At 67.1% G+C, this 16,657-nt stretch carries 13 protein-coding genes and 2 tRNA genes; 6 read left to right on the top strand and 9 right to left on the bottom strand.

Going from position 1 to position 16,657, the window contains the following annotated elements; all coding sequences use genetic code 11:
- Window positions 1–13 precede the first annotated feature (13 nt).
- The 3 genes from L0977_RS20255 to L0977_RS20245 all read left to right on the top strand — a co-directional run bounded on the left by L0977_RS20255 (window position 14) and on the right by L0977_RS20245 (window position 4,858).
- On the top strand, window positions 14–865 hold the full coding sequence (locus L0977_RS20255) for a segregation and condensation protein A (RefSeq protein ID WP_234266671.1): 852 nt from the start codon (window positions 14–16) through the stop codon (window positions 863–865).
- A gap of 61 nt (window positions 866–926) precedes the next feature.
- On the top strand, window positions 927–2,537 hold the full coding sequence (gene nadB / locus L0977_RS20250; protein WP_234266670.1) for an L-aspartate oxidase: 1,611 nt from the start codon (window positions 927–929) through the stop codon (window positions 2,535–2,537).
- Between the two features lie 59 nt (window positions 2,538–2,596).
- Window positions 2,597–4,858 carry a RelA/SpoT family protein gene (locus L0977_RS20245; RefSeq protein ID WP_234266669.1) on the top strand — a complete coding sequence of 754 codons (2,262 nt, stop codon included), beginning with the start codon at window positions 2,597–2,599 and terminating at the stop codon, window positions 4,856–4,858.
- A gap of 43 nt (window positions 4,859–4,901) precedes the next feature.
- On the opposite strand, the gene greB is transcribed toward L0977_RS20245, so the two are convergent.
- The 7 genes from greB to hrcA form a co-directional block, all read right to left on the bottom strand.
- On the bottom strand, window positions 4,902–5,453 hold the full coding sequence (greB, locus tag L0977_RS20240; RefSeq protein ID WP_234266668.1) for a transcription elongation factor GreB: 552 nt from the start codon (window positions 5,451–5,453) through the stop codon (window positions 4,902–4,904).
- A gap of 34 nt (window positions 5,454–5,487) precedes the next feature.
- Window positions 5,488–6,516, bottom strand: a complete 1,029-nt coding sequence (locus L0977_RS20235; RefSeq protein WP_234266667.1) for a DctP family TRAP transporter solute-binding subunit — start codon at window positions 6,514–6,516, stop codon at window positions 5,488–5,490.
- 49 nt (window positions 6,517–6,565) lie between these two features.
- The gene (locus L0977_RS20230; protein ID WP_234266666.1) at window positions 6,566–7,864 is read right to left on the bottom strand and encodes a TRAP transporter large permease; all 1,299 of its coding nucleotides are present in this window, start codon (window positions 7,862–7,864) and stop codon (window positions 6,566–6,568) included.
- Window positions 7,861–8,409 carry a TRAP transporter small permease gene (locus tag L0977_RS20225; RefSeq protein WP_326491091.1) on the bottom strand — a complete coding sequence of 183 codons (549 nt, stop codon included), beginning with the start codon at window positions 8,407–8,409 and terminating at the stop codon, window positions 7,861–7,863. The genes L0977_RS20230 and L0977_RS20225 overlap by 4 nt, the downstream gene beginning before the upstream one ends.
- Before the next feature lie 213 nt (window positions 8,410–8,622).
- Window positions 8,623–8,699: transfer RNA gene (locus L0977_RS20220), tRNA-Arg, on the bottom strand.
- A 71-nt stretch (window positions 8,700–8,770) separates the two neighbouring features.
- Window positions 8,771–8,847 (bottom strand) — tRNA-Ile (locus tag L0977_RS20215).
- A gap of 64 nt (window positions 8,848–8,911) precedes the next feature.
- Window positions 8,912–9,931: a heat-inducible transcriptional repressor HrcA gene (gene hrcA / locus L0977_RS20210; protein ID WP_234266665.1), complete on the bottom strand. Its 1,020-nt coding sequence runs from the start codon at window positions 9,929–9,931 to the stop codon at window positions 8,912–8,914.
- Between the two features lie 98 nt (window positions 9,932–10,029).
- On the opposite strand from hrcA, the gene L0977_RS20205 reads away from it, so the two are divergent.
- From L0977_RS20205 to rapZ, 3 genes are all read left to right on the top strand, one after another.
- Window positions 10,030–10,929 carry an NAD kinase gene (locus L0977_RS20205; RefSeq protein ID WP_234266664.1) on the top strand — a complete coding sequence of 300 codons (900 nt, stop codon included), beginning with the start codon at window positions 10,030–10,032 and terminating at the stop codon, window positions 10,927–10,929.
- A 71-nt stretch (window positions 10,930–11,000) separates the two neighbouring features.
- On the top strand, window positions 11,001–12,644 hold the full coding sequence (gene recN, locus L0977_RS20200; RefSeq protein WP_234266663.1) for a DNA repair protein RecN: 1,644 nt from the start codon (window positions 11,001–11,003) through the stop codon (window positions 12,642–12,644).
- 3 nt (window positions 12,645–12,647) lie between these two features.
- The gene (rapZ, locus tag L0977_RS20195) at window positions 12,648–13,574 is read left to right on the top strand and encodes an RNase adapter RapZ (RefSeq protein WP_234266662.1); all 927 of its coding nucleotides are present in this window, start codon (window positions 12,648–12,650) and stop codon (window positions 13,572–13,574) included.
- Here the strand turns inward: rapZ and mutY are convergent, their stop codons facing one another.
- On the bottom strand, window positions 13,575–14,681 hold the full coding sequence (gene mutY / locus L0977_RS20190) for an A/G-specific adenine glycosylase (protein WP_442786656.1): 1,107 nt from the start codon (window positions 14,679–14,681) through the stop codon (window positions 13,575–13,577).
- Window positions 14,678–16,621, bottom strand: coding sequence for a dynamin family protein (locus L0977_RS20185; protein WP_234266660.1), 1,944 nt, complete (start codon window positions 16,619–16,621; stop codon window positions 14,678–14,680). The genes mutY and L0977_RS20185 overlap by 4 nt, the downstream gene beginning before the upstream one ends.
- Window positions 16,622–16,657: the final 36 nt, after the last annotated feature.

Below are 16,657 nucleotides of genomic sequence, written 5' to 3'. Positions count from 1 at the left end.
TCGCCGCTCCGGCATGAGCCAGGAACCCGTGGTCCTCGACGAAGCCCCCGAAGGGCTGGATGCGGTGTTGCCCGGCGTGGTCGACCACGTGGCCGTGGCGCGGCTGTATGGCGAACCGCTGTTCGACCTGCCGCGCGACCTCTACATCCCGCCCGATGCGCTGCGCGTGTTCCTGGAGGCCTTCGAGGGCCCGCTGGACCTGCTGCTCTACCTGATCCGCAAGCAGAACTTCAACATCCTCGACATCCCGATGGCGGCCGTCACCCGCCAGTACCTGAGCTACGTCGAGGAAATCCGCTCGCACAACCTGGAACTGGCGGCCGAGTACCTGCTCATGGCCGCCATGCTCATCGAGATCAAGTCGCGCATGCTGCTGCCGCCCAAAAAGACGGCCGAGGGCGAAGAAGCCGAAGACCCGCGTGCCGAACTGGTGCGCCGCCTGCTCGAATACGAGCAGATGAAACTGGCCGCGCAGCGCCTGGCCGACCTGCCCCAATATGGCCGCGACTTCCTGCGGGCCCAGGTGTACGTGGAACAGTCGCTGCAACCGCGCTTCCCTGACGTGCACGTGCTCGACCTGCAGAGCGCCTGGCGCGACATCCTCAAGCGCGCCAAGCTCGTGCAGCACCACAAGATCAGCCGCGAAGAACTGTCGGTGCGCGAACACATGAGCATCGTGCTGCGCAAGCTGCAGGGCCGCAAGTTTGTCGAATTCGGCGACCTGTTCGACGTGAGCCAGGGCGTGCCGGTGCTGGTCGTGACCTTCATCGCCATGCTCGAACTGGCCAAGGAAACGCTGATCGAGCTCACACAGGCGGAGGCTTTTGCGCCTGTCTACGTGCGGCTGGCCTACAGTCCGGCCTGATCTTTTCTTGCAACGGGCGCCTCCGCGCCAGCCCAGGCCGAACGGCCGGCCCTTCCCTCCCATGAGCACCACCCACCACTTCGACGTCCTCATCATCGGCAGCGGACTGGCCGGCCTGACCGCCGCGCTGCGGCTGGCCCCCACGCACCGCGTGGCCGTGGTCACCAAACGCGGCATTTCCGATGGCTCCAGCAGCTGGGCGCAGGGCGGCATTGCCGCGGTGCTGTCGGCCGAAGACAGCTTCGAATCGCATGTGCAGGACACGCTCATCGCCGGCGCCGGCCTGTGCGACGAGGCGGCCACCCGCTTCACCGTGGAAAACTCGCCCGCCGCCATCGCCTGGCTGCGCGAACTGGGCGTGCCTTTCTCCACCCTGGACGGCAGCGCGGCGGGCGAGCTGCACCTGACCCGCGAAGGCGGACACAGCCACCGCCGCATCGTGCACGCCACCGATGCCACCGGCGCCGCCGTGCAGGCCACGCTGAGCGAACGGGCGCGCGCCACGCCGGGCATCACCTTCTTCGAGAACCACATGCTGGTGGACCTGATCACCCGCCGCAAGCTGGCGGGCGCCAGCACCGATGTGCCCGACCGCTGCCTGGGTGCCTACGTGCTGGACGTGGACCGCGACGTGGTGGAAACCTTCAGCGCGGGCCACACCCTACTGGCCACGGGCGGCGCCGGCAAGGTCTACCTCTACACCACCAACCCCGACACCGCCACCGGCGACGGCATCGCCGCCGCCTGGCGCGCTGGTTGCCAGGTGGGGAACATGGAATTCATCCAGTTCCACCCCACCTGCCTGTACCACCCGCACGTCAAGAACTTCCTCATCTCCGAAGCCGTGCGCGGCGAAGGCGGTCAACTCAAGCTGCCGCCACACCTGGGCGGCCACCGCTTCATGCCCGACCACGATCCGCGCGCCGAACTCGCCCCGCGCGACATCGTGGCCCGCGCCATCGACCACGAGATGAAGAAGCACGGCCTCGACTGCGTGCACCTGGACATCTCGCACCAGAGCCCCGAGTTCCTGCGCGAGCATTTCCCCAACATCCTGGCGCGCTGCGCCGAACTGGGCATCGACATCACGCGCGAACCCATTCCGGTGGTGCCCGCGGCGCACTACACCTGCGGCGGCGTGGTCACCGATCTGGCCGCGCGCACCAGCGTGGACGGGCTCTATGCCGTGGGCGAGGCCAGTTGCACCGGTCTGCACGGCGCCAACCGCCTGGCCAGCAATTCGCTGGTGGAATGCATGGTGTTCGCCCAGGCCGCCGTGAACGAAATCCTCGCCGCCCAGTCGCCCGAAGCAGCCAGCCTGCCGCTGTGGGACGAAAGCCGCGTGACCGATGCCGACGAACAGGTGGTGATTTCGCACAACTGGGACGAGCTGCGCCGCTTCATGTGGGACTACGTGGGCATCGTGCGCACCAACAAGCGCCTGGAACGCGCCGCGCACCGCATCGCGCTGCTGCAGCGCGAAATCCAGGAGTTCTACGCGCAATTCCACGTCACCCGCGACTTGCTGGAGCTGCGCAACCTGGTGCAGGTGGCCGAGCTGATCGTGCGCTCGGCCCAGCAGCGGCACGAGAGCCGGGGCCTGCATTGCAGCCGCGACTACCCGGAAAAGCTGCCCGAAGCGCGCCCCACCGTGCTCACGCCTGCGCGTTGAGAGCGGGGCCTCCCTGTTTCGCGACTGCAACATCGTGCGCGAGCGGCTAAAGTAGGGGGATGAGCAGTTTCGTGGAACCGGTTTCCAGCCCTTCGGCCTCAGGCGACCCTGCGGCCGCGTCGGCCAGCGCGGCCGCAGCCAGTTTTGCGGCCCTGCTCGGCAAACTCGACTACCTGCCCGCCAGCGACATCGAACTGATCCGTCAGGCCTACCGCCTGGCCGATCAGGCCCATCTGGGCCAGATGCGCAAAAACGGTGACCCCTACATCACCCACCCTATCGCGGTCGCGGCGCAATGCGCCGAATGGAAGCTCGATGCCCAGGCGCTGATGGCAGCGCTGATGCACGACGTGATCGAGGACTGCGGCGTCACCAAGGTCCAGTTGGCCGAACGCTTCGGCGCGGCCGTGGCCGACCTGGTGGACGGCCTCACCAAGCTGGAAAAGCTGGAGTTCGACTCCCGCGAGCAGAACCAGGCCGAGAGCTTCCGCAAGATGCTGCTGGCCATGGCCAAGGACGTGCGGGTCATCCTCATCAAGCTGGCCGACCGCACGCACAACATGCGCACCATGGGCGACATGCCCCGCAGCAAATGGAAGCGCATCAGCAGCGAGACGCTGGAGATCTACGCGCCCATCGCGCACCGCCTGGGCCTGAACTTCACCTACCGCGAGTTGCAGGACCTGTCGTTCCGCTTCCTGCATCCCTGGCGCTACGACATCCTCGCCAAGGCGCTGGCCAAGTCGCGCACCCGCCGCAAGGACCTGATCGCCCGGGTCCAGGGCGAAGTCGACAGCGCGTTCCGCCAGCATGGCCTGAACGTGCGCATCATGGGCCGCGAAAAAACGCTGTATTCGGTCTACCGCAAGATGGACAGCAAGCACCTGTCGTTCTCGCAGGTGACCGACATCTACGGCTTCCGCATCGTCGTGCCCGAACTCACCGACTGCTACACCGGCCTGGGCGTGCTGCACCAGCTCTACAAACCCGTGCCGGGCAAGTTCCGCGACTACGTGGCCATTCCCAAGGTCAACGGCTACCAGTCGCTGCACACCACGCTGATCGGGCCGGTGGGCACCAACATCGAATTCCAGCTGCGCACGCACGCCATGGACGTGGTGGCCGAATCGGGCGTGGCCGCCCACTGGCTCTACAAGGCCAACGAGCCGGGCAGCGACACCTCGCAGCGCCTGGGCACGCAGTGGCTGCAGTCGCTGCTCGACATCCAGCAGGAAACCCGCGACGCCGGGGAATTCTGGGACCACATCAAGATCGACCTCTTTCCCGATGCGGTCTACGTGTTCACGCCCAAGAGCAAGATCCTGTCGCTGCCGCGCGGCGCCACCGTGGTCGACTTCGCCTATGCCATCCACAGCGGGGTCGGCAACACCGCCGTGGGCGCCATGGTCAACGGCGAGCAGCGCCCCCTGCGCACCGAACTCAACAACGGCGACGTGGTGGAGGTGATCACCAACGCCAGCGCCGAGCCCAGCCCGTCCTGGCTGTCGTTCGCCCGCACGGGGCGTGCGCGTTCGAAGATCCGCCACCACCTCAAGACCGGCGCGCAGGAAAAGGCGGTGGAACTGGGCGAACGCATGCTCGGCCAGGCCTTGCGCAGCGAGGGCATTGCCCGCCTGCCGCAGGAAGATGGCGAATACAAGGTCGTGTGGGACAAGCTGCTGCGCTTCACCGGCAACAAGTCGCGCGCGGAACTGCTGTCCGACGTCGGCATGGGCAAACGCATCGCCAACATGGTGGGCAAAAAACTGGCCGTGCTGCTGACCGAAACCGGCCTCAAGCCCGACGCGCTGCTCATCAGCACCGAACGCTATGCCGGCGGCCCCGGCGAGGGCAGCACGCAGGGCATCGTCAGCCTGGACGGCAGCGAAGGCGCTTCGGTGCAGTACGCGCCTTGCTGCCGGCCGATTCCGGGTGACCGCATCGTCGGCTATCTGGGGCGCGGCGAAGGCCTGGTGGTGCACGTGGAGGACTGCCCCCACGGCAAGCGGCTGCTGGCGCGCGACAGCGAGCGTTTCCTGCCTGTGGAATGGGCCGACGAGACGGTGCGCCCCTTTGACAGCTCGGTCGTTGTGACGGTGAACAATGGCAAGGGCGTACTCGCCCGCGTGGCCGCGGCCATTGCGCACGCGGAGGCCGACATCAACCACGTGGACATGGGCGAAGACCCGGCCCAGACCACCACCGACATCCGCTTCACGCTCAGCGTGCGCGATCGCCAGCATCTGGCGGACGTGCTGCGCAGCCTGCGCCGCACGCCGTCGGTCATCCGGGCTCAGCGCTTCAAACCGGTCAAGGATTGATTCGCGATCCCTGATGGGATCGCGTGGCGTAGCGCGCGCCGGCTCAAGGCGCCGGGTACGCCACCGCGAGCACTTCGAGCGCCTGTACGCCGCCGGGCAGCGCCAGCTTCACCGTGTCGCCAACACGCGTTTTGAGCAAGGCCCGCGCCACGGGCGAGATCCAGCTGATCTGGCCGCGCGCACTGTCGGCCTCGTCCACGCCGAGGATGGTGACCGTGGTTTCGTCGCCCTCGGCATCGGCGTAGGTGACGGTGGCACCGAAAAACACCTGCTCCCCGCCATGGTGGAGCGACGGGTCCACCACCTCGGCGATTTCCAGCCGTTTGGTCAGGAAACGGATACGGCGGTCGATCTCGCGCAGCCGCTTTTTGCCGTAGAGATAGTCGCCATTCTCCGAACGGTCGCCATTGCTGGCCGCCCAGTGCACGATCTCGACGATCCGGGGGCGCTCTTCGTCCATGAGCTGGAACAGCTCGGCCCGCAGCCGGTCGTAGCCGGCGCGGGTGATGTAGTTCTTGCCTCCCGGCAGCGGCGCAACCGCCGGGAGATCCTCGTCGTCATCGCCGTCCGTCTCTTTGGTGAAGGCCTTGCTCACGGTGCTTCGTTGCGCAGCAGAACGGCTCGGATGCTCACTTGGCGTGAGCAGCGACGGTCTTTTCCGCCAGGTTCACCAGATCGGCGCCGATCTGGCCCTTCCACTTGTCGACCACCGGTCGCGTGGCCTTGACGAATTCGGCGCGTTCAGCAGCGCTCAGTTCGATCACGGTCACGCCGTGCGAGGCGATTTCCTTGAGCAGGGGTTTGTCGGCCTCGACCACGCCCTTGCGCGCAATCGCGATCTGCTCCTTGCCAGCCTCGATCGCCGCCTGCTTGACGATTTCGCGGTCGGCCGGCGTCCAGCTGTTCCACACATCCTTGTTGACGACAAAGACCAGCGGGTCGTTCATGTAGCCCCACAGCGTGATGTGCTTTTGCGCCACGTTGTAGAGCTTGGCCGCCATGTAGACCGACAGCGGGTTTTCCTGCCCATCGACGGCGCCGCTGGCCATGGCCGGCTGCGCATCGGCCCAGCTCATCTGGGTCGGGTTGGCACCGAGGGCGGTGAAGGTGTCGATAAACAGCGGGGAGCCGACCACGCGAATCTTCATGCCCTTGAGATCGGCCGGGCTCTTGATGGCCTTCTTGGAATTGGAGATTTCGCGGTAGCCGTTTTCGCCCCAGGCCAGCGGCACCACGCCGGCCTTCTCCAGCGTCGTGAACAGGCGCTTGCCGACTTCGCCCTGCGTCAGCGCGTCGACCGAGGCGTAGTTGGGCATCAGGAAGGGCAGCGAGAACAGGTTGAGCTGCTTGACCTGCGGCGACCAGTTGATGGTCGAGCCGATGGCCATGTCGATCACGCCCTGGCGCAGCGCGCTGAACTCGCGCGTCTGGTCACCCTGGATGAGCGAAACGCCCGGGTACAGCTTGATGTTGATGCGGCCCTGCGTCTTTTCGCGCACTTTGTTGGCCCAGATCTCGCCGCCCTTGCCCCAGGGGAAGGCCGGCCCCAGCACGAGCGACATGCGGTATTCGGAGCGGTAGGCGTTCTGGGCCATGGCCGGTGCGCTCAGGGTGGCAGCGGCAGCCAGGGAAAGGGTCAGCAGGGTGCGCTTCTTCATGAAAGGTCTCCTCGGGAACGGATGAAAACGCCTCAGGAACCGCCGGGCATCAATAGCCCAGGTATTGAGGCAGCCAAGTGGCCAGGGGCGGCCAGATCATAACCAGCAGCATGCACAGCCCCATGGCCACCAGCAGCCAGCCCACCCAGCGGGAGGTGGCCTCCATGGGCACGCCGGCAATGCGGCTGGACACCATCAGGTTCACCGCCATCGGCGGGGTGAACTGACCGATGGCCACGTTGAGCGTGAGCAGCACACCGAACCACACCGGATCCCACTGGTAGTGGTTCATCAGCGGCATCAGCAACGGCACGAAGATCAGGAAGATGGAAATGCCATCGAGCACCATGCCCGCCAGCACGAGCAGCAGCACGATGAGCAGCAGCACCGCCCATTCGCTCAACCCCGAATGGACGATCGCGGTCGTGACCGGATCGATCACCCCCAGCGTGGACAGCGAAAACGCGAAGATGCCGGCCAGCGAGACGACCAGCAGGATCACCGCCGACAGTTCCCCCGATTCCCGCAGGATGTCGAACAGATCGCGCACGCGGATCGTTCGGTGCACGACCATGCCGACGAACAGGCCGTAGAACACCGCAACCACCGCCGCTTCGGTGGGCGTGAACCAGCCTGCCCGCATGCCCCCCAGAATCAGCACCGGCGCCACCAGGCCCCAGGCTGCCTCGCGCAGGCTCTTCCAGAACGGTGGCCGAGGCAGATGGGCTTCCTCGGCACCCATGCGATGCCGGCGCGCCAGCCAGACCGCGGGCACGATGAGCGCCAGCCCCGCCAGCACGCCCGGGATCATGCCGGCCGCGAACAGCGCCGGCACCGATGCGCCGGGTACCAGCACCGAATACACGATGAACGCCACCGAAGGCGGGATCAGGATGTCGGTGGCCGCCGCCGCGCCGACCACAGCCGCCGAATACGGCGCCGGGTAACCGGCGCGTGCCATCGCCGCGATCATCACGCCGCCCACGGCAGCGGCCGTGGCGGGGCCGGAGCCCGAAATGCCGCCCAGGAACATGGCGACCGCAATGGCCACCAGCGGCAGCATGCCCGGCCCCCGCCCCACGATGGACACGGCCAGGTTCACCAGACGCAGCGCCACACCCGACCGGTCGAAGATGGACCCCACGAGCACGAACATGGGAATGGCCAGCAGCGGGTATTTGCCCAGCCCGGCATAGAAGTTCTGCGGCACCGCCATCAGCCCGAACCAGGGAATGTCGGCATTGGCGATACCGATCGCCACGGTACCCGCGAGTCCGAGCGCCGCACCGATCGGCACGCCGATCAGCATGGCGCCGATGAAAAGCACAAACAGCAGGGTGGCGGTCATGCAGCATCCTCCTGGCGCAGCTTGCGCACGAACACCTGCATGGCCCGACCCGCGATCAGGGCGCTGAATACCGGCAGCCAGATGGAATACCACCACTGGGGCACCCCGATACCAGGCGAGGTTTCCTCGTACTGGTAATGGTCCCAGACCACCGGCACACTCAGCACCACGATGGCGATGAACAGCAGCGCCACCATGAGCGCCCCCAGTTGCGCCAGGCGGCGCTGCCGCTGCGCGCTGCCACCGTTGGCGAAGAACTCGATGCGGATGTGCGTCTCCCGCAGCACCGCCGCCGAGCCCCCGACCAGCGCCAGCACGATCATGAGAAAGACGGAGATCTCTTCCGTCCAGGCGAAAGACGCGCTGGTGAAGTAACGCACCAACACGTTCGCAAAGGTGATCAGCGCCAGCGCCATCATGGTGCCGACGACCAGCCAGTCTTCCAGCAGCCTTTTGCGGGGAGCGGCGGCATCGGTGTTGCCGGGTTCGGTCGAGACGGCGGCATTCAGCGCGTCCGACGCAGGTGTCTTCTCATGCAGGGCCATGGTGCGCAGGAGGTAGTCCAGCCAAAAAACGAAGACGCCATCGCTGCCCCCCAGCAGAGAGCCGCGGGACACCATCGCACTTCGCGTGAGACACGGCCCGGGTAGAGAAGCCGTCGCGCAGGGCATCGCGCACATGCCGCGAGAAGTGGTGCGGCACAAAGCAAAACGGGTCAGTCCTTTTGAGACTAACCCGTTGATGCCGAATATAAATTCTGGTGCGGCTGGCAGGATTCGAACCCACGACCCCTTGGTTCGTAGCCAAGTACTCTATCCAACTGAGCTACAGCCGCTGAAGCCTTGCATTGTAGCACGACTTTTTGGCGCCTTTTTCCGAAATGCCTCGGTTTTAAAAAAACCGGTCTGGTAGGGCGTGTTGGACTTGAACCAACGACCAAGGGATTATGAGTCCCCTGCTCTGACCAACTGAGCTAACGCCCCCTCCGAAGGCCGCGATTGTAAGAGGGCTGCGGCAGCGCCTTGCAGCACTGCCAGACCAAATGCTTCAGCGCCCCTGGCTCAGTGCGTTGCCGACCAGCTTGGCGGTGACGTCGACGATCTGGATCATGCGGTCGTAGGGCATGCGCTGCGGGCCGATCACGCCCAGCGTGCCCAGCACCTGGCCGTCCACTTCGTAGGGGGCCGTGACCACCGACAGGTCTTCGTACGGCACGACCTGGCTTTCACCGCCGATGTAGATGCGCACGCCATCGGCCTGGGCCGACACGTCCAGCAATCGCGCCAGTTGCGTCTTTTGCTCGAACAGGTCGAACATGCGCCGCAGGTTGCCCATGTCGCTGGAGAATTCGGACACCGACAGCAGATTGCGCTCGCCCGCCACCACCACCTCTTCGCGCTGGGCGCCGGCTTCGGTGCCCAGATCGACGGCGGCCTTCATCAGCGTGGCAATTTCGCCGCGCAGCGCATCCAGCTCGGACTTCAGCCGCTCGCGCACCGCGTCCATGCCCAGACCCGAATAGTGCGCATTGAAATAGTTCGCCGCTTCCTGCAACTGCGACTGGGTGAACTGGGTCGGGGTGTGGATGATCCGGTTCTGCACATCGCCGTCGGGGGCCACGAGGATCACCAGCACGCGCCGCTCGGACAGGTTCAGGAATTCGATGTGCCGGAACACGGTGGCCCGGCGCGGGGTCATCACCACGCCGACAAAGTGCGACAAGCTCGACAGCATCTGCGCCGCGTGGCTGATCACCCGCTGGGGCTGCCCTTGTTCGATGCTGCTGGTACCCAGTTCGGCCACCCGCGGCAACTCGTCGCGATTGACCGTGAGCATGGCATCCACGAACAGCCGGTAGCCACGCGCGGTCGGGACCCGGCCCGCCGAGGTGTGCGGACTGGCGATGAGACCCAGCTCTTCCAGGTCGCTCATCACGTTGCGGATGGTTGCGGGCGACAGGTCCAGCCCGGTGGCCTTCGAGAGCGTTCTCGAACCCACGGGCTGCCCGTCGGCGATATAGCGCTCGACAAGGGCCTTGAGCAGCAACTTGGCGCGGTCATCCAGCATGGTCGCCATTCTAAGGAGCGGGCACCCCGTTGCGGCATCCGGTGCGACAAGGGTTTCCGGCCAGCGCCACCGCGGGTGCGGCATGTTGTAATTTGTCCATGACCGATCCCGCGAAACCCGTCCCCGCCGCGCCACGCTTTGCACACGTGGCCATCGTGGGCAAATACCAGGCCCCCGGCTCGCGCCATGTGGTGGACGAGGTGGCCCATTTTCTGCACGACGAGGGGTGCGACGTCTCGCTCGAACTCGAAACCGCCCAGAACACCGGCCTGACCCAGTACACCGCACTGGACGTGGCCAGCATCGGCCAACACTGCGATCTGGCCCTGGTGGTCGGCGGCGACGGCACCATGCTGGGCATCGGACGGCGCCTGGCCCGCTTCGGTGTGCCGCTGGTGGGCATCAACCAGGGGCGCCTGGGCTTCATCACCGACATCCCGCTCAACGGCTACCGCGAGCGCCTGCAACCCATCCTGCACGGCCATTACGAGGAAGACCACCGTGCGCTGATGGCGGCCAGCGTCTGGCGCGATGGCCGCTGCGTGTTCGAGGCCACGGCGCTCAACGACGTGGTCGTCAACCGCGGTGGTGTGGCGAGCATGATCGAGCTGCGCGTGGAAGTCGACGGCCACTTTGTGGCCAACCAGCGGGCCGACGGCCTCATCATCGCATCGCCCACCGGCTCCACCGCCTACGCGCTGTCGGCGGGCGGCCCGCTCCTGCACCCGACCATCGGTGGCTGGGTGATGGTGCCGATCGCCCCACACACGCTGTCCAACCGGCCCGTGGTGCTGCCCTCGGACAGCGAGATCGCGGTAGAAATCGTCTCGGGCAAGGACGCCAGCGCCAACTTCGACATGCAGACCCTCACCAGCCTGCTGCACGGCGACCGCATCGTGGTGCGCCGCTCGCCACATGCGCTGCGCCTGCTGCACCCGGTCGGCTGGAGCTATTTCGACACGCTGCGCATGAAACTCCACTGGAACGAAGGCGCCTGAATTCCGGGCCACAATGGCGGCAAGGGCGGCCCACCGCCCAACCGCCGTTCACCTCTGTTCGACGCCCTGCCATGAGCCTGCGCCGCATCGCCCTGCGCGACTTCGTCATCGTCCCCGCCCTCGACCTGGATCTGCACACCGGCTTCGGCGTGCTCACCGGCGAAACCGGCGCCGGCAAGTCCATCCTCATCGATGCCTTGCAGTTGGCCCTGGGCGCCCGCGCCGACGCCGGCCTGGTCCGCGAAGGCGCGGCCCGCTGCGAAGTGGCGGCCGAATTCGACCGCCCGGCCTCGGTGGTGCCCTGGCTCGATGAGCAGGGTTTTTCGGCAGACGACACCCTGCTGCTACGCCGGACGATCGACAGCGACGGCCGCAGCCGTGCGTGGATCAACGGCAGCGCTGCCACCGTCACCCAGCTCAAGGCCCTGGCCGACGAGTTGGTCGATATCCATGGCCAGCACGCCTGGCAGAGCCTGACCCGGCCCGACGCGGTACGCCGGCTGCTCGATGCCTATGGCGGTATCGACAGCAGCGCGGCCGGCCAGGCTTGGACCCAGTGGCGCGAGCGCCTGCGTCTGCTCGATGACGCACAGGCGCGCGAAGCCCAGTTGCAACAGGAAAGCGAACGCCTGGCCTGGCAGATCGCGGAACTCGACAAGCTCGCGCCCCAGTCCGGCGAATGGGACGAACTCAATGCCCGCCACAGCCGGCTCACCCACGCGCAGGCCCTGCAGGACGCGGCCAGCCAGGCGGTCGACTGGCTGGGCGAAGCCCCCGGGCACGCGGCTGGCCTGCTGCACAAAGCCCTGGCCGCGCTGTCGGCCCAGACGCGCATCGAACCCGCCTTCCAGGGACCGGTCGACGCCCTGGAATCGGCGCTGGCACAGGTGGAAGACACCGTGCACACGCTGCGTCACTATGCCGGCGACGGCGATCTCGATCCCGCCGGGCTGGCCAAGCTGGACCAGCGCCTCTCGCTCTGGCTGTCGCTGGCACGGCGGTTCCGCCGGCCACCCGAAGAGCTGCCGGCGCTGCACGCGCAATGGCGCGAGGAGTTGGCGCGGCTGGGCCAAGCCCTCGACCTCGACGCGCTGCGCAGTGCCGAACGCAAAGCCTGGCAAGCCTTCGACAAAAAGATGGGCGCGCTCTCTCGCGACCGCCAGGCCGCTGCCCCGCGCCTGTCTGCGGCCGTCACGCAGGCCATGCAGTCGCTCGGCATGGCCGGTGGCCGCTTCGAAGTCGCCCTGCAGAAGCTGCCGGAACCCCAGTCCCATGGCGGGGAACAGGTGGACTTCCTGGTGGCCGGCCATGCCGGCGTCACCGCCCGGCCGGTCGGCAAGGTGGCCTCCGGCGGTGAGCTCTCGCGCATCGCACTGGCCATCTCGGTGGTCACCAGCCAGTTAGGGCAGGCCCCCACCCTCATCTTTGACGAAGTGGATTCGGGCATCGGCGGCGCCGTGGCCCACACCGTGGGGCAGATGCTGCGCCAGCTCGGCCAGGACCGGCAGGTGCTGGCCGTGACCCACCTGGCGCAGGTGGCGGCCTGTGCCGACCACCACCTGCTGGTCAGCAAGACCACCGCGGCACAGCAGACCGCCAGTACCGTGGCGCCGATCGTGGGCGAAACGCGCGTGCACGAACTGGCCCGCATGCTCGGCGGCCACGCGCAGTCGGCGGCCTCGCTGGCCCATGCACGCGAACTGCTCGGAGCCTGAACCATGTCCACCCCAACGCCCTCCCCCATCGAACTGGTGCTCATCACCGGCATGTCCGGCTCGGGCAAATCCGTCGCGCTCACGGCCCTGGAAGACCTGGGCTACTACTGCGTGGACAACCTGCCGCCGGAACTGCTCGACGCGTTCATCGACCTGGAACAGAGCCACCGCGCCCGCCGCGTGGCCATCGCCATGGACGTGCGCAGCGCCGCCGCCCTGCCCGAGCTGCCGCGGCGCCTGGCCCAGCTCAGCCAGCGGCGCGGACGGCCCGTGCATCTGCGCACGGTGTTCCTGGACGCCACCACCGACACCCTGGTGCGGCGCTTTTCCGAAACACGCCGCCTGCATCCGCTGTCGCAGCCGCGCAGCGACGACCAGCGGCGCGCACTGATCGAGGCCATCGAACACGAACGCGAGTTGCTGGCCCAGTTGCGCGAGCAGGCCCTGGTCCTTGACACCAGCCTGATCCGCGCGGCACAGCTGCGCAGCCACATCAAGGACCTGCTCGACGTCGGCGCCTCCCCCCTGACCCTGATGTTCGAGTCGTTCGCGTTCAAGCGCGGTATCCCCATGGATGCCGACTTCGTGTTCGACGTGCGCATGCTGCCCAACCCGCACTACGACCCGCAATTGCGCCCGCTGACCGGCCGCGATGCGCCTGTGGCCCAGTACCTCGCCTCACAACCCGACGTGCAGCAGATGGAGGCCCACATCCAAGCCTTCCTGACCACCTGGCTGCCGCATTTGCTGCGGGATCACCGGGGCTACGTCACCGTGGCCATCGGCTGCACAGGCGGTCAGCACCGCTCGGTTTACCTGGTCGAACGGCTCGCCGCGCACTTCGCGGCCGACTGGACCACGCGGCTGCGCCACCGCGAGACCGACGCCTGGCCCGTCCCTCCGGACCGCCCGGCGCCAACAGCCCCCTGATCAGCCGCCCGGCGCCAGCGAAGCCAGCAGGCTGCGCACCGGTGCGGGCACGCCGACCGACGCCAGATCGGCCCACGCCACCCACCGCCCCGAGCCGGAAGGCGCGGCGTCACCCGGCCACTCGGCCCACAGGGGATGCAGGCGAAGCTCACGGTGCGTCAGGCTGTGGGCCACCGGCTCCAGGGCCTCCCAAGAGCGCACGGCCGGCAGTGCGGCCTGCACCGAGGCCTCATCAGCATGCACCGGTGTGCAGTACAGCCCGGCCCAGATGCCCCGGCCAGGTCGCGGTTCCAGCCAGACCTGTCGCCCCTCCGTGCCCTCCGCCGGCGGGCGTTGGCGCCACAGCACCGCCAGCCACCAGCTTTCATGGCGGCGCAGGGTCTTGCGCGTCACCACCGGATACCGGGTGGGTTGCCCCTGCGCATGACCGCGGCACAGCGGCTGCACCGGGCAGGTTTCGCATTGCGGGCGGGTGCGGTGGCACAGGCTGGCCCCCAGGTCCATCAGCCCCTGGGTATAGGCCGCCATGTCGTCGCCCGTGGGCGCGGGTGGCAGCATCGCCTGGGCCAACGCCCACAAACGTTTCTGGTGGGCCGAGGCAGACAGGTCGGCATCGAATGCCAGCAACCGGGTCAGCACGCGCCGGACATTCCCGTCCAGAATCGAGATGCGTTCGCCAAAACAGAAGGCCGCGATGGCGGCTGCGGTGGAGGCACCGATGCCCGGCAGCGTCGCCAGTTCGGTTGAATGGCGCGGAAACACGCCGCCGTGCCGGGCCACCACCTCCTGCGCACAGCGGTGCAGGTTGCGCGCCCGGCTGTAATAGCCCAAACCACTCCACAGCGCCATGACATCGTCGGCCGGTGCGTCGGCCAGCGCGCGCACGTCCGGAAAGCGCGCCAGAAACCGCGGGTAATAACCCAACACGGTAGTCACCTGGGTCTGCTGCAACATGATTTCGGACAACCACACGCGGTAGGGATCGCGGCTGCCCTGCCAGGGCAACCCGTGCCGGCCATGCTGGCGTTGCCAGTCGATCAGTCGCTGCGAAAACCCCGAAGGCAGGTCGTCGTCCACGACCTGCGGTGCATCCACCCCGGCCCTCATGCGGTCGCGGTGTCCCGCACGGGTTCCTGGGGCTGGGTCAGCAGGTGCTCGGTCAGTTCGGCCAGATGGGCATCGGCCACATGCAGATCGGCCTGTTGCCCCTGCAATTCGCGGATCCGGTCGTCCAGACCGCCCGCCGCCTGCTGGATGCGGGACACCGCTTCAATGCGTCGGGTGAAGTTGCGGCGGCGCTCGCGCAATTGCGCGTCGAGCTGGGCCGCTGCGGACTTGTTCCAGAGCTCGATCTCGTTGACCGCGGTTTCGTAGACCACCCGCAAGCGGCTGATCAGCGCCCGCGCCAGGCGCTCGGCAAATTCCGGCTGCGCCAGGCGCAGGGCATTGCCCAGGCTGAGGTATTGCAGGTGGCTGCGCTCGATGGCCTCGAGATCGCGCGCGTACTGCTGCAGTTGCGGTGGCGACGGCGGTTGCAGCGAAAAGCCGTACTCGGCGTTGAGGCTGCGAAAGCTCCCTTCGAGCATGGACTGGATTTCGCCCGCCACCTTGTCGGCGCGCTGAAGGTCACTGCCCAGGCGCTCGAAGGTGTGGTTGTAAGCCCGACGCACCCCGAGCTTGATGCCGGGCTGCTTGAGCGCACGCGCCAGTGCCGACACCTCGTTGCGCAGGTGGGTGTAGCCCAGCAGCGAAAACAGATCCTTGAGCAGGCGCAGGTGCACCGAGCGCACCGCCTGGATCTTGGCACCGCTGGCATCGAAGTCGGCCTGCTCCTGCTCGATGCGCAGACGCATCTGCCGGATCACCCCCACGTTCTTGCCGCGCAGGCCCTCCAGTTCCTGGATCTGTTCGACCAGATCGCGGGCACGCGTGTGTACCAGTTGACCCGTCTCCTGACGCAGCAACTGGATGCCGCGCGACACGGAAGCGCGCAGGATGCGCCGACGCTGCTCCAGCATGCCCTGTCCCAGCGCCGTCTCCAGGTCCATCAGCTTGCTGGCTTCGAGCAGCGAGGCGTCGCGACTGATCTTGGCCAGCAGGCCCTTCTGGGCCGAAACCGCGAGCACCTGTGACGGCTGCAAGCCCAGGGTTTCCGCCGAATCGGTGCGCTGGGCCGCGATCTGCAGGTCCACCTGTTCGGGCGAGCTCAGCGCGTCCCACATGGTGTCGATCTTGTTGAGCACCACCAGCCGCGCGTCGATCTCACCATCCTGCGGCGCCAGGTATTGCCGCCAGATCGTCAGGTCCGACTTGGTGACGCCGGTGTCGGCCGCCAGGATGAACACGATCGCATGGGCTTGCGGCAGCAAACTGACGGTGAGCTCGGGCTCCGCCCCGATGGCGTTGAGCCCGGGCGTGTCCAGGATCACCAGCCCCTGGCGCAGCAGCGGATGCGGCAGGTTGATGAGGGCATGGCGCCACTTCGGCACCTCCACCAGCCCGTCCGGCCCCATGGGCGGGTTGTCCTCGGGCAGCTCATCGTTCCAGAAACCGAGCGACTCGGCTTCGTGCTGGCTCACGCGCCGCACCTCCGCAACCTTCTGAATGGCCTTGGCCACCTGCCGGGGGTCGTTGACATCCAGTTCCACGCGCTCCCATTTGTCGGGCGCGTTGCGCCAGTCGAGCAGCGACTGCGGCTGCAGGCGGGTCTCGATCGGCAGCAGCCGCAGGCACACCGGCACCTCGGGGTCGTACCCCAGCTCGGTCGGGCACATGGTGGTGCGGCCGGCACTGGCGGGCATGATGCGCCGCCCGTAATTGGCAAAGAAGATGGCGTTGATCAGCTCGGACTTGCCGCGCGAGAACTCGGCCACGAACGCCACCATGATGCGGTCGTCGCGCACCTGCTGATGCAGTTGCTCCAGGCGCTCGCGCACCCCGGCTTCCATCAGGTCGCGGTCGGTCAGCCATTCGGACAGCAACTTCAGCCGCAGCGCAAACTGTTTGCGCCAGGCACCGTGTTCGTCTAGATCCTGATTGAAGCTCATGGCAGGCAAAAGGTTGGGCCCAATATAGCACCGGTG

The organism is Hydrogenophaga sp. NFH-34, from assembly GCF_021401345.1.
GTDB lineage: Bacteria > Pseudomonadota > Gammaproteobacteria > Burkholderiales > Burkholderiaceae_C > Hydrogenophaga > Hydrogenophaga electricum.
The sequence above is the reverse complement of the archived record's forward strand: the minus strand, read 5'-3'. Positions and strand labels throughout refer to the sequence as shown.

Coding starts and splice junctions, on each gene's coding strand:
- L0977_RS20245 (WP_234266669.1), top strand. CDS start 2,597: ATGAGCAGTTTCGTGGAACCGGTTTCCAGCCCTTCGGCCTCAGGCGAC.
- nadB (WP_234266670.1), top strand. CDS start 927: ATGAGCACCACCCACCACTTCGACGTCCTCATCATCGGCAGCGGACTG.
- L0977_RS20225 (WP_326491091.1), bottom strand. CDS start 8,409: ATGGCCCTGCATGAGAAGACACCTGCGTCGGACGCGCTGAATGCCGCC.
- L0977_RS20255 (WP_234266671.1), top strand. CDS start 14: ATGAGCCAGGAACCCGTGGTCCTCGACGAAGCCCCCGAAGGGCTGGAT.
- mutY (WP_442786656.1), bottom strand. CDS start 14,681: ATGAGGGCCGGGGTGGATGCACCGCAGGTCGTGGACGACGACCTGCCT.
- L0977_RS20185 (WP_234266660.1), bottom strand. CDS start 16,621: ATGAGCTTCAATCAGGATCTAGACGAACACGGTGCCTGGCGCAAACAG.
- recN (WP_234266663.1), top strand. CDS start 11,001: ATGAGCCTGCGCCGCATCGCCCTGCGCGACTTCGTCATCGTCCCCGCC.
- L0977_RS20235 (WP_234266667.1), bottom strand. CDS start 6,516: ATGAAGAAGCGCACCCTGCTGACCCTTTCCCTGGCTGCCGCTGCCACC.
- hrcA (WP_234266665.1), bottom strand. CDS start 9,931: ATGCTGGATGACCGCGCCAAGTTGCTGCTCAAGGCCCTTGTCGAGCGC.
- L0977_RS20205 (WP_234266664.1), top strand. CDS start 10,030: ATGACCGATCCCGCGAAACCCGTCCCCGCCGCGCCACGCTTTGCACAC.
- rapZ (WP_234266662.1), top strand. CDS start 12,648: ATGTCCACCCCAACGCCCTCCCCCATCGAACTGGTGCTCATCACCGGC.
- L0977_RS20230 (WP_234266666.1), bottom strand. CDS start 7,864: ATGACCGCCACCCTGCTGTTTGTGCTTTTCATCGGCGCCATGCTGATC.